The 12,288-nt window shown below is 68.8% G+C and carries 13 protein-coding genes; all 13 read left to right on the top strand.

Features of this window, described 5'->3' with window-relative positions; translation table 11 throughout:
- The first annotated feature begins 17 nt into the window (after positions 1 to 17).
- The 13 genes from uppS (at position 18) to hemP (ending at position 12,288) form a co-directional block, all read left to right on the top strand.
- Entirely contained in the window at positions 18 to 737 is a 720-nt protein-coding gene (gene uppS, locus ACO07H_RS09075) for a polyprenyl diphosphate synthase (protein ID WP_422013277.1), read from the top strand.
- A gap of 19 nt (positions 738 to 756) precedes the next feature.
- Positions 757 to 1,593 carry a phosphatidate cytidylyltransferase gene (locus ACO07H_RS09080; protein ID WP_422013279.1) on the top strand — a complete coding sequence of 279 codons (837 nt, stop codon included), beginning with the start codon at positions 757 to 759 and terminating at the stop codon, positions 1,591 to 1,593.
- Positions 1,594 to 1,600: 7 nt separating this feature from the next.
- Entirely contained in the window at positions 1,601 to 2,767 is a 1,167-nt protein-coding gene (gene ispC, locus ACO07H_RS09085) for a 1-deoxy-D-xylulose-5-phosphate reductoisomerase (protein WP_422013281.1), read from the top strand.
- A complete protein-coding gene (rseP, locus tag ACO07H_RS09090; protein WP_422013283.1) occupies positions 2,764 to 4,128 on the top strand; it encodes an RIP metalloprotease RseP in 1,365 nt (454 codons plus the stop codon). The genes ispC and rseP overlap by 4 nt, the downstream gene beginning before the upstream one ends.
- A gap of 14 nt (positions 4,129 to 4,142) precedes the next feature.
- Positions 4,143 to 6,464, top strand: coding sequence for an outer membrane protein assembly factor BamA (gene bamA, locus ACO07H_RS09095; protein ID WP_422013285.1), 2,322 nt, complete (start codon positions 4,143 to 4,145; stop codon positions 6,462 to 6,464).
- The gene (locus ACO07H_RS09100; protein ID WP_422013287.1) at positions 6,464 to 6,973 is read left to right on the top strand and encodes an OmpH family outer membrane protein; all 510 of its coding nucleotides are present in this window, start codon (positions 6,464 to 6,466) and stop codon (positions 6,971 to 6,973) included. Before bamA ends, ACO07H_RS09100 begins: the two co-directional genes overlap by 1 nt.
- Before the next feature lie 12 nt (positions 6,974 to 6,985).
- Complete coding sequence (gene lpxD, locus ACO07H_RS09105) at positions 6,986 to 8,014, top strand: UDP-3-O-(3-hydroxymyristoyl)glucosamine N-acyltransferase (RefSeq protein ID WP_422013289.1); 1,029 nt, start codon at positions 6,986 to 6,988, stop codon at positions 8,012 to 8,014.
- Positions 8,015 to 8,500 carry a 3-hydroxyacyl-ACP dehydratase FabZ gene (fabZ, locus tag ACO07H_RS09110; protein WP_422013291.1) on the top strand — a complete coding sequence of 162 codons (486 nt, stop codon included), beginning with the start codon at positions 8,015 to 8,017 and terminating at the stop codon, positions 8,498 to 8,500.
- Positions 8,500 to 9,288, top strand: a complete 789-nt coding sequence (gene lpxA, locus ACO07H_RS09115) for an acyl-ACP--UDP-N-acetylglucosamine O-acyltransferase (RefSeq protein WP_422013293.1) — start codon at positions 8,500 to 8,502, stop codon at positions 9,286 to 9,288. The genes fabZ and lpxA overlap by 1 nt, the downstream gene beginning before the upstream one ends.
- A 261-nt stretch (positions 9,289 to 9,549) precedes the next feature.
- On the top strand, positions 9,550 to 10,650 hold the full coding sequence (gene lpxB, locus ACO07H_RS09120; RefSeq protein WP_422018617.1) for a lipid-A-disaccharide synthase: 1,101 nt from the start codon (positions 9,550 to 9,552) through the stop codon (positions 10,648 to 10,650).
- On the top strand, positions 10,622 to 11,266 hold the full coding sequence (gene rnhB, locus ACO07H_RS09125; protein WP_422013295.1) for a ribonuclease HII: 645 nt from the start codon (positions 10,622 to 10,624) through the stop codon (positions 11,264 to 11,266). The genes lpxB and rnhB overlap by 29 nt, the downstream gene beginning before the upstream one ends.
- Positions 11,263 to 12,033: a TrmH family RNA methyltransferase gene (locus ACO07H_RS09130; RefSeq protein WP_422013297.1), complete on the top strand. Its 771-nt coding sequence runs from the start codon at positions 11,263 to 11,265 to the stop codon at positions 12,031 to 12,033. Before rnhB ends, ACO07H_RS09130 begins: the two co-directional genes overlap by 4 nt.
- 66 nt (positions 12,034 to 12,099) lie before the next feature.
- Positions 12,100 to 12,288, top strand: a complete 189-nt coding sequence (hemP, locus tag ACO07H_RS09135) for a hemin uptake protein HemP (protein ID WP_422013299.1) — start codon at positions 12,100 to 12,102, stop codon at positions 12,286 to 12,288.

Raw genomic sequence — 12,288 nt, forward strand, 5'->3', positions numbered from 1 at the left:
GCGCCCTGCCTGCCGTGATGCAAGAGCGCCTGGCGCCGCCGCGCCATGTGGCCATCGTCATGGATGGCAATGGCCGCTGGGCCAAGAAGCGCTTTCTGCCGCGCTTCTTCGGCCACAAGCAGGGCGTGGACGCGCTCGTCAAGATCGTGCAGGCCTGCATCGACCGTGACATCGAGTTCGTCACCGTCTTCGCGTTCTCCAGCGAGAACTGGAAGCGCCCCAGCGACGAAGTCTCCGGCCTGATGGGGCTGGTGCTGGCCGCGGTGAGCCGCTACCTCGCCAAGATGGGTGCGATGGGCGTGCGCATCCGCATCGTGGGCGACCGCGACGCGGTGTCCGACAAGCTGCGCAATGCCTGGAACGAGGCCGAGACCAGCACCGCCCACAACACCCGGTTGACGCTGAACGTCGCCTTCAACTACGGCGGCCGCTGGGACATCGTGCAGGCCTGCCGCAAGGCCATCGAGGCCGGGGTGCCGGTGCATGAGTTGACCGAGGCGAAGCTCTCGGAGTTCATGGCCATGAACTACGCGCCCGACCCCGACCTCTTCATCCGCACCGGGGGGGAGGTGCGCATCAGCAATTTCCTGCTCTGGCAGGCGGCCTACACCGAATTCGTGTTCTCGGACTGTCTGTGGCCCGAGTTCGGGGAGCGGGAGCTGGATGCGGCGATCGCCGCCTTCCACGAGCGCGACCGCCGCTTCGGCGGCGTCAAGGAGACGTCGTCCGCGGCCTGACGCCGCAGAGGACATGGCCATGCTCAAGACCCGCGTCATCACCGCCATCGTGCTGCTGGCCATCCTGCTGCCGGTGCTGTTCCAGGCCTCGCCCTGGCCCTTTGCCTGGGTTACCGTCGTCATGATCGGCGCGGCCGGCTGGGAATGGGCGCGGCTCAACGGTCTCCCCGGTACCGGCGCCATCGCGGCCGGCGTGGCGCTGGCGCTGGTGTGTGTGTGGACGCTGCTGCTGGGCGGCTTGAACGCGCCGCCGGCCTGGGTCTGGATGCTGGCCACCGCGGTGTGGGTGCTGGGCGGGGCGTATGCGCTGCGTGCCGGGCCTTCGGGCTGGCCTCAGATCGCGCGTGGCGGTCGGCTCGCCCTGGGCGCGTTGCTGCTGTGGGGCGCGTGGCTGGCCATCGTGCAGGCCAAGGTGCATGGCATCAACTTCATCCTCTCGGTGTTCTGCCTCGTCTGGATGGCGGACATCGCCGCCTACTTCTGCGGCCGCGCGTTCGGCAAGAGGAAGCTCGCGCCGGCCATCAGCCCCGGCAAGAGCTGGGAGGGCGTCTGGGGCGGCCTGGCCGGCGTCGTCCTGCTGGGCTTCCTCTGGGTGCATGTCATCGACGTGAAGCTGGCTGTCGACTCGCCCAGCCTGTTCACGCTGCTGGTGCAGCGCCATGGCATCGTCTCGCTGCTGGCGCTGGTGTTCCTCGGCGCGATGAGCGTGGTGGGTGACCTGTTCGAATCGCTCGTCAAGCGGGCTGCCGGTGCCAAGGACAGCAGCGGCCTGCTGCCCGGCCATGGCGGCGTGCTGGACCGCATCGACGCGCTGCTGCCGGTGTTCCCGCTGGCCCTCGCGCTGATCAGCCTCTGAATCCACCATGACCCGCCAACGCGTCTGCGTCCTCGGCTCGACCGGCTCCATTGGCGTCAACACGCTGGACGTCATCGCGCGCCATCCCGAACGCTACGAGATCGTCGCGTTGAGCGCCATGAGCCGTGTCGATGACCTGCTGCAGCAGTGCCTGGCGTGCAAGCCGCGCTTTGCCGTCATGCCCGAACGCGAGGCCGCCGCGAAGTTGCGTGAGCGTCTGCGCGAGGCCGGCAGCCCCACCCAGGTGCTGGACGGCGCGCAGGCGCTGGCCGACATCGCTGCCCACCCGGATGTCGACACCGTCATGGCGGCCATCGTCGGCGCCGCCGGCCTGGCGCCGGCCATCGCCGCGGCGCATGCCGGCAAGCGGCTGCTGCTCGCGAACAAGGAAGCCATCGTCGTCGGTGGTGCGCTGTTCATGCACGCGGTCGAGCAGGGCGGCGCGACGCTGCTGCCCATCGACAGCGAGCACTCGGCCATCTTCCAGTGCCTGCCCGAGGACCGCGCGGCCTGGGGCGAGCGCATCGACCACATCGTGTTGACGGCTTCTGGCGGGCCGTTCCGCTCTCGGGACCCGAAGACGCTGGCCGACGTGACGCCCGACCAGGCCTGTGCCCATCCCAACTGGGTCATGGGCCGCAAGATCTCGGTCGACTCGGCGACCATGATGAACAAGGCGCTGGAGGTCATCGAGGCGCGCTGGCTGTTCAACCTCACGCCGGATCAGATCCGCGTGGTGATCCACCCGCAAAGCATCATCCACTCCATGGTGGTGTGCCGCGACCAGTCCGTGCTGGCCCAGCTCGGCACGCCCGACATGCGCGTGCCCATCGCCTACGGCCTGTCCTTTCCCGAACGCATCACCTCGGGCGCCAGCCGGCTGGACCTGCTGACCACGCCCAGCCTGTCGTTCGAAGAGGCCGATGCCGTGCGCTTCCCGGGCCTGCACCTGTCGTGGCAGGCCCTGCGCGCGGCCGAGGGCAGCACGACGGTGCTGAATGCGGCCAACGAAATTGCCGTCGACGCCTTCCTGAACGGCCGGCTGCGCTTCGACCGCATCCACGCGATCAACGCCCAGTGCCTGGCCGACGTTCAACCCGGCGATTGCGCCAGCATCGAGGCGCTGCTCGACCTCGATGCCCGCACCCGCGCTCACGCCCGCCAATTGCTGTGACGACGATCCTCGCCTTTCTCGCCGCACTGGGCCTGCTGATCGCGGTCCACGAGTGGGGGCACTACCGTGTCGCCCGCGCCTGTGGCGTGAAGGTGCTGCGCTTCTCCATCGGCTTCGGCCGTGTCATCTGGCGCCGGGTCGGCCGGGATGGCACCGAGTTCACGCTGAGCGCGCTGCCGCTGGGCGGCTACGTGCGCATGCTGGACGAGCGCGACGGCGCCGTCGCCCCGCACGAGCGCGAGCAGGCGTTCAACCAGCGCCCGCTCCGGCAGCGCGCGGCCATCGTCGCGGCGGGGCCGGCCGCCAACTGGGTGCTGGCCATCGCGCTGTTCGCAGCCGTGGCCTGGCTGGGCAGCGAGCAACCCAAGGCGCTGATGGGGACGCCGCCGGCCGGTTCGCTGGCCGAGCAGGCCGGCCTGCGCGCGGGTGACTGGGTGCGGCAGGTGTCTGCGGACGGCCAGGGCTGGGAGGACGTCGATGCGCTGCCCGATCTGCAGTCGGCGGTCGCACGCGCACTGGCGCTGGGCGAGCCCCTGCACCTGTCGGTGACCGATGCGCAAGGTCATGCCTTGCGCAACCTGCGGCTGGAGATGGAACGCCTGGCCGGCCGCGCGCCCGACGCGCAACTCTTCAACGACATCGGCCTGGTGCCGTTTGGCGAACCGCTGATCACCAAGGTGACGGCCGGCGGCCCTGGTGCGGATGCGGGGTTGCAGGCGGGGGACCGTGTGCTGTCCATCGACGGTCAGGCCGTGGCGGATGCCGGTTTCCTGCGTGAGGCCATCCGCGGTGCCCACGACGGCGATCAACCGCGCACGATGGCGTGGCGGGTGGAGCGCGGCGGTCAGGTCGTGGCATTGCAGCCCACGCCCCGGCTCGCGGACGATGCGGGCCGCCGGGTCGCGCGGCTGGAGATCGGCCTGGGCTCGGCGCCGGAACGCGTGATGGTCAGCTACGGTCCGGTCGATGGCCTGTGGCGCGGCGTGCAGCAGAGCTGGGACATGGCCGCGACGACCGTGCGGCTGATGGGCCGCATGCTGGTCGGTGAGGCTTCCCTGAAGAACCTCAGCGGGCCGGTGGCCATTGCCGACTATGCCGGCCAGTCGGCCCGCGCCGGCCTGGTGCCTTATCTCGAGTTCCTCGCGAAGATTTCGCTGAGCCTCGCCGTGCTGAACCTGCTGCCGCTGCCCATGCTTGACGGAGGGCACCTCATGTATCATCTTTTCGAGGGTCTGAGTGGCCGCCCCGTCTCCGAATGGTGGCAACGGCAACTGCAGCGAGCTGGTGCGCTGATCCTGATGCTGATGATGGCCTTGGCCCTTTCCAACGATGTTGTCACCCGTCTCACGGGCTGGCACTGAAACTCCCGTTCCCCATGTCCTTTTCTTTCAGTTCGGGAGCGAAACGTCGCCCCTTCCGCCTCGGCTTGCTGGCTCTGGCTGTCACGGGGATGTTCCAGTCGGGCCTGGCCTGGGCTGTCGACCCCTTCGTCCTGAAGGACATCCGCGTCGAAGGCCTGCAGCGTACCGACCCGGGTACCGTGTTCGCCTCGCTGCCGTTCCGCATCGGCGACACCTACAACGATGAAAAGGGCGCCGCCGCGCTGCGCGCGCTGTTCGCCACCGGCCTCTTCAAGGACGTGCGCATCAGCATCGACGGCACCGCCGTCGTCGTCATCATCGACGAGCGCCCCATCATCGCGAACGTGAACTTCATCGGCCTGAAGGAGTTCGACACCGAGGCGCTGAGCAAGTCGCTGAAGGATGTCGGCATCGGCGAAGGCAAGCCGTTCGACAAGGCGCTCGCCGACCGCGCCGAGCAGGAACTCAAGCGCCAGTACCTCACCCGCAGCCTGTACGGCGCCGAGGTCACGACGACGATCACCCCCATCGAACGCAACCGCGTCAACGTCAGCTTCACGGTGACCGAGGGCGAGCCGGCCAAGATCGCCGAGATCCGCATCCTGGGCAGCAAGGTCTTTTCCGAGAGCACGCTGCTCGGCCTGCTGGAGCAGACCAGCAGCGGCTGGCTGACCTGGTACACCAAGACCGACCGCTACTCGCGCGCCAAGCTCAACGCCGACCTGGAAACCATCCGCAGCTACTACCTGAACCGTGGCTACCTGGAGTTCAACGTCACCTCCACGCAGGTGACGATCTCGCCGGACAAGCAGAGCATCAGCATCGCCATCACGGTCAGCGAAGGCCAGCCGTACACCGTCAACGCCATCAAGCTCGAAGGCGACTTCGTCGGCCGTGAGGACGACTTCAAGTACCTCGTGTTCATGCGCCCCGGCCAGGCCTACAACGGCGAAGCCGTGGCCGCGACGACGCGGGCCTTCAGCGACCTGTACGGCACCTACGGCTACGCCTTCGCCCGCGTGGACAGCCGCCCCGAGATCAACCGCGAAACGGGCCAGGTGGCCGTCACCTTCGTGGGCGAGCCGCAGCGCCGCGTCTACGTGCGCAAGGTCATCATCTCGGGCAACTCGCGCACGCGGGACGAAGTCATCCGCCGTGAGTTCCGCCAGTTCGAGGCGGCCTGGTACGACGGCCAGAAGATCAAGGCCTCGCGCGACCGCGTCGAACGCCTGGGCTACTTCAAGGACAAGGAAGTCTCGATCGACACCCAGGAGGTGCCCGGCGCCCAGGACCAGGTCGACGTCATCCTGACCGTCACCGAGCGCCCCACCGGCGCCATCACCGTCGGTGCCGGCTACTCCAGCCAGACCAAGCTGTCCTTCACCGGCTCCATCCGGCAGGACAACGTGTTCGGCTCCGGCAACTACCTGGGCATCGATGTCGCGACGGCCCGCACCGGCCGCCAGTTGCAGGTCAGCACGGTGGACCCCTACTTCACCGTCGACGGCGTGTCGCGTTCGCTGGACGTGTTCTACCGCACCACGCGCCCGATCAACACGCTGGGCGAAGAGTACGAATACATCACCAAGGGCGGCTCCATCCGCTTTGGCGTGCCGTTCTCCGAACTCGACACCGTGTTCCTCGGCATCGGCTACGAGCAGACCGACATCACCACGTCCAAGGGTCTGCCCAACAGCTACCTGCTGTTCGTCAACCAGTTCGGCCAGCACAGCAACTCCATCCCGCTGACCGTCGGCTGGCAACGCGACAGCCGCGACAGCGTCATCACACCGATGCGTGGCAGGTACCAGCGTGTCAACGTCGAGCTCAGCGCCATCGGCGACGCCCAGTTCGCGCGCCTGAACCTGCAGTACCAGCAGTACTTCGACATCACCAACAAGATCACGCTGGGCATCAACAGCGAGCTCGGCTGGGGCGTGGGGCTGGGCGGCAAGCCTTATCCCATCTTCAAGAACTTCTACGGCGGCGGCCTGGGTTCGGTGCGCGTGTTCGAGGCCGGCTCGCTGGGCCCGGTGGACGTGACCGGCTCCTACACCGGCGGCAACCGCCGCTTCAACACCAATGCCGAGCTCTACCTGCCGGTGCCCGGCAGCGGCAACGACAAGAGCTTCCGCATCTTCGGTTTCGTGGACGCCGGCAACGTCTGGGGCGACCAGGAAAAGATCAAGGCCGACAGCATCCGCGTGTCGGCCGGCGTGGGCCTGTCCTGGATCTCGCCGATGGGCCCGCTGCGCCTGAGCTACGGCAAACCCATCCGCAAGCAACCCACGGATAGAATCGAGAAATTCCAATTCCAGATCGGGACTGCATTCTGATGATGAGCAAGCTCTTGCAATCGGTGGCCCTGGCCGCTTCGATGATGGTGGCCGCCACGGCGGTGCAAGCCCAGGAACTGAAGATCGGCTACGTCAACAGCGAGCGTGTGCTGCGCGAGGCCAACCTGTCCAAGGCCGCCCAGATCAAGCTGGAAGCCGAGTTCGGCAAGCGCGAGAAGGATCTGCGCGACCTGGAAACCAAGCTGCGCGGCGCGGCCGACAAGCTCGAGAAGGAAGCGCCCACGCTCTCCGAAGCCGAGCGCAACCGCCGTCAGCGCGACGTGGTCGAACAGGAACGTGACCTGCAGCGCAAGCGCCGCGAGTGGCAGGAAGACCTGACCCAGCGCAAGAACGAGGAACTGTCCGCCGTGGTCGAGAAGGCCAACCGCGTGATCAAGCAGATCTTCGACGCCGAGAAGTACGACCTGATCCTGCAGGATGCGATCCACTTCAGCGCCCGCGTGGACATCACCAAGAAGGTGATCGACGCGCTCAATGCGCAGAAGTAACTCGCCAGCCCCATGAGCTCGACGACCGTCGCGCTCTCCGAGTTGATCGCCGCCTTGGGCGGCGATTTGCTTGGTGGCGCCGACATCCGCATCACGGGCATCGCGCCGCTGGACGAGGCGGGCGAGGGCAGCATCGCCTTCCTCGCCAACCCGCGCTACCAGGCCCAGCTTGCGACGACGCGCGCCGCCTGTGTCATCGTCGCGCCGGCACTGGCCGACGCGGCCTCTGCCCGCGGCGCGGCCATCGTCACGCCCGACCCCTACCTGTACTTCGCCCGCCTCACGCAATGGTGGGCGGCGCGTAGCCGGCCGGCGGCGACTGAAGGTGTGCATCCCAGTGCCATCGTGTCGCCCGACGCGACGCTGGGGCAGGGCGTCGAGATCGGACCGCTGGCGGTCATCGAGGCGCATGCCGTCATCGGCGACCACGCCCGTATCGGCGCGCACTGCATCGTCGAGCGCGGCGCGGCGGTGGGCGAGCACACGCGCCTGGCGCCACGCGTGGTGCTGGGCCATGGCTGCCGCATCGGCGCGCGTGGCATCGTGCACAGCGGTGTCGTCATCGGCGCGGACGGCTTCGGCTTTGCACCGTCCAAGGACGGCTACGTGAAGATCGAGCAGCTCGGCGCCGTGACCATCGGCGACGACGTCGAGATCGGCGCCAACACCTGCATCGACCGCGGCGCGCTGAGCGACACGGTCATCGAGGACGGCGTGAAGCTGGACAACCTGATCCAGATCGCGCACAACGTCCACATCGGCCGCAACACGGCCATGGCGGGCTGCGCGGCGGTGGCCGGCTCCACGACGATAGGCGCCAACTGCACCATCGGCGGCGCGGCCAACATCATCGGCCACCTGACGCTGGCGGACGGCGTGCACATCTCGGCCGCCACCACCGTCACGCGCAGCATTCCCTTGCCGGGCGTCTACAGCGGCCCGCATCCCTTCGAAGAGAACTCGAGCTGGCAGAAGAACGCGGCCACGCTGCGCCAGCTCCACACCCTGCGCGACCGTGTGCGCGCGCTGGAGAAGAAATAAATGACCGAACCCACGACCCCGACATCGACCACGCCTGCGACGACGATGGACATCCACGAGATCCTCAAGCGCCTGCCGCACCGCTACCCCATCCTGCTGGTGGACCGCGTCGTGGAACTGGTCAAGGGCGAGCGCATCCGCGCGCTCAAGAACGTGTCGATCAACGAGCCCTTCTTCCTCGGCCACTTCCCGCACCGCCCGGTCATGCCGGGCGTGCTCATCCTCGAAGCGCTGGCCCAGGCTGCGACGCTGCTGGCCATCGAGAGCGTGGGCATCACGCTGGACGAGAAGTCGGTCGTCTACTTCGCCGGCATCGACGGTGCCCGCTTCAAGCGCCCGGTCGAGCCCGGTGACCAGCTCGTGCTGGAGGTGACGCTGGGCCGCGCCAAGGCCGGCATCTACAAGTTCAACGCGCGTGCGCTCGTGGGCGACCAGCTCGTCGCCGAAGCCGAGCTGATGTGCACCATGCGTCGTCTGCAAGACTGATGCGCATCCACCCGACCGCCATCGTCGACCCTGCCGCCGAGCTGGACCCGTCGGTCGAGGTCGGTGCGTATTCGCTGATCGGCCCGCACGTGAAGATCGCGGCCGGCACCAAGGTCGGCCCGCACGTCGTCATCGAAGGCCACACCACCATCGGGCGCGACAACACCTTCTTCCAGTTCGGCTCCATCGGCGCGGCCAACCAGGACAAGAAGTACGCCGGCGAGCCGACCACGCTGGTCATCGGCGACCGCAACACCGTTCGCGAGTTCTGCACGCTGAACGTCGGCACGGTGCAGGACCGCGGCGAGACCACGGTCGGCAACGACAACTGGATCATGGCGTACTGCCACCTGGCGCACGACGTCGTCATCGGCAACGACTGCGTGCTGGCCAACAACGCCACGCTGGCGGGCCATGTGCAGGTGGGCGACCACGTCACCATCGGCGGCCTGACCGGCGTGCTGCAACGCATGCGCATCGGCGACCACGCCATGATCGGCTTCCAGGCGCATGTGGCGCAGGACGTGCCGCCCTTCATGACGGTGGACGGCAACCCGCTGGCCGCGCGCGCGGTCAACATCGTGGGCCTGAAGCGCCGCGATTTCAGCGCCGAGCGCATCAGCGTCATCCGCCAGGTCTACAAGCTGCTCTACCGCAGCGGCCACACGCTGGACGAGGCCAAGACGGCGATTCAAGCGCTGCAGGGCACGGAAGGCGGCGCGGCCGACGGCGACATCGCCAACATGCTGGCCTTCCTCGCCGCCTCCACCCGCGGCATTGTCCGCTGATCGTGAAGCCCCTCGTCCAAGGCGTACCTTGGCCGGCCTTGCAGGCCGCGCTGCAGCATGAGCCGCAGCTCTTCGGCAGGCACATGCCGCCCACCGGGCGCCATGTGTCCGGCCGAAGCCCCCGCGGGGACGGCGATGCTTGCCGGCTCGACCGGCAAGCACATCGCCAGTGCGGGCCGGCTTGGGAGCGGCGCTGCGCACGGCCCGCTGGCTTCCTGTCTCGCTGGGAGAGCTGACGTGCAGACGGCGCCCCGCCTCGGCATGGTGGCCGGCGAGGCCAGCGGCGACCTGCTGGCCAGCCTGCTGCTGCAGGGCCTGCGTGCGCGCTGGCCCGGGCTGAGCAGCGAAGGCATCGGCGGCCCGAAGATGATCGCCCAGGGCTTCGAGACCTGGTGGCCGCACAGCAAGCTGTCCATCTTCGGCTACGTGGACGCGCTGATGAACCTGCGCGAGCTGCTGACCATCCGCAAGCAGCTCGGCAAGCGCCTCATCGCGGACCGCCCCGACGTCTTCATCGGCGTCGATGCGCCCGACTTCAACTTCGGGCTGGAGACGCGGCTGCGCCAGGCCGGCATCAAGACCGTTCACTTCGTCTGCCCGTCCATCTGGGCCTGGCGGCCGGAGCGTGTCGAGACCATCAGGCGCGCGGCCGACCACGTGCTGTGCCTGTTCCCGTTCGAGCCCGGGATCCTGCACAAGGCCGGCATTGGCGCCACCTACGTCGGCCACCCGCTCGCCGACACTATTTCGGCGGAGCCGCCGCGTGCAGCATCTCGCGAGGCGCTGGGCCTGCCCGAGGGCGACACGGTCATCGCGCTGCTGCCGGGCAGCCGCAGGAGCGAGATCCAGTACATCGCCCCGGCGCTGATCGGCGCGGCCCAGCGGCTGGCCCGGCCGGGCCGCCGTTTCGTCATGCCCGTCGTGCCGGGCCTGCGCGCGCTCGTGGAGCCGCTGCTGGGCGGCGTGGACATCCAGCTCATCGACGGCCAGTCCCATGCGGCGCTGGCCGCCTGCGACCTGACGCTGGTGGCCAGCGGCACGGCCACGCTGGAGGCCGCGCTGTTCAAGCGCCCCATGGTCATCGCCTACCGTATGAACGCGCTGAACTGGTGGCGCATGAAGGGCCGCGGCCTGCTGCCCTGGGTGGGGCTGCCCAACATCCTGGCGCGCGAGTTCCTGGTGCCCGAACTGATCCAGCACGACTGCACGCCCGAGAACCTGGCCCGCGAGGCCGAGGCCTGGCTGGCCGATGCACCCCGCCGTGCGGCCGTGCATGAGCGTTTCGTCCAACTCCACCAACTGCTGCGCCAGGACACTGCGCAGCGCGCCAGCGATGCGATCGCGAGCCTCCTGCGTGCCTGAACAGGTCAGCCTCGACTGGACGCCGCCCGGCCTCATCGCCGGCGTGGACGAGGCTGGCCGCGGGCCGCTGGCCGGCCCCGTGTTCGCCGCGGCCGTCATCCTCGACGAGCTGCAGCCCATCCCGGGCCTGGCCGACTCCAAGGTGCTGACCGCGGCCAAGCGCGCCAGGCTGTTCGATGAGATCCGCGCCAAGGCGCTGTGCTGCTGCATCGCGCAGGCCAGCACCGAGGAGATCGACCGCATCAACATCCTGCAGGCCACCATGCTGGCCATGCAGCGTGCGGTGACGGGGCTGCGCCTCAAGCCGGCGCTGGTGCGCGTGGACGGCAACCGCCTGCCGGTGCTGCAAGTGCCCGCCGAGGCCATCGTCAAGGGTGACGCCACCGTGCAGGCCATCTCGGCCGCCAGCATCCTGGCCAAGGTCGCGCGCGACCTGTTCTGCGAGCAGATGCACCAGAGCCATCCGCAGTACGGCTTCGCCACGCACAAGGGCTATGGCACGCGCGAGCATCTCGCCGCGCTGAAGGCCCACGGCGCCAGCCCCTGGCACCGCCGCAGCTTCGCGCCGGTGCGTGAGGTGTGCGTGACCGTGCGCATCGGCGCGGACCCGGCATGAAGCTCGACCACGTCACCTCGCGCGACAACCCGGCCCTGGTGAGGCTGCGCAAGATCGCGGCCGACCCCGGCGGCTACCGCAAGACCGGCAGCGTCTGGATCGAGGGCGACCACCTGCTGCGCGCGGCGCTGCAGCGTGGCTGGCGGCCGGCGCTCGTCGTCATCACCGAAGCCGCGATGCAGGACGCCGTGCTGGGCGCGCTGACCGAATCCGCGGCGCGCGTGCTCGTCGTGCCGGCGCCTCTGTTCAAGACGCTCAGCGGCCTGGAGTCGCCCGCGCAGATCGGCGCCGAGCTGACGCTGCCCGTGGCGCCGGCCATCGACGCCCAGGCCGCCAGCGTCGTGCTGGACCGCCTGCAGGATGCCGGCAACGTCGGCGCCATCCTGCGCAGCGCGGCAGCCTTCGGTGTGCGGCAGGTGCTGGCCCTCAAAGGCACGGCCGCGCTGTGGTCGTCCAAGGTCGTGCGGGCCGGGCAGGGCGCCCACTTCGGGCTGCGCCTCATCGAAGGGCTCGCGGCCGACGATCTCGGCGCGCTGACGGTGCCGCTGGTGGCCACCAGCTCGCACGACAGCCAGCCGCTGCACCGCGTGGCATTGCCGTCGCCCTGCGCCTGGGTCATGGGCCACGAAGGGCAGGGCGTGTCCGCCGATCTGATGGCCCGCTGCGCGCTGCGCGTGGGCATCCCGCAGCCGGGCGGCGAGGAGTCGCTGAACGTGGCCGCGGCCGCCGCGATCTGCCTTTACGAGAGCGAACGCCAGCGCGGCTGATCGCTGGCCATCACCATCGGCACCGCTGGGCTTGCAATCGAGAATGATTCTCATTACAGTGACGGCATGCCTGCCCACCTCAACCCGCCGAAACCGCTGGCAGCCCCACCGGCCTTGACCCCCGGCCCGGGCCAGGTCCGCCACATCGACAGCGGCTCGCTGCTCGGCCCGCGCGGCGAGGTGCTCATCGTCCACCAGCAGCAGGTCTACCGCCTGCGCGTCACGTCCCTGGGCAAGCTGATCCTGACCAAGTAA

It is taken from the genome of Roseateles sp. (assembly GCF_965229315.1).
Lineage (GTDB): Bacteria > Pseudomonadota > Gammaproteobacteria > Burkholderiales > Burkholderiaceae_C > Pelomonas.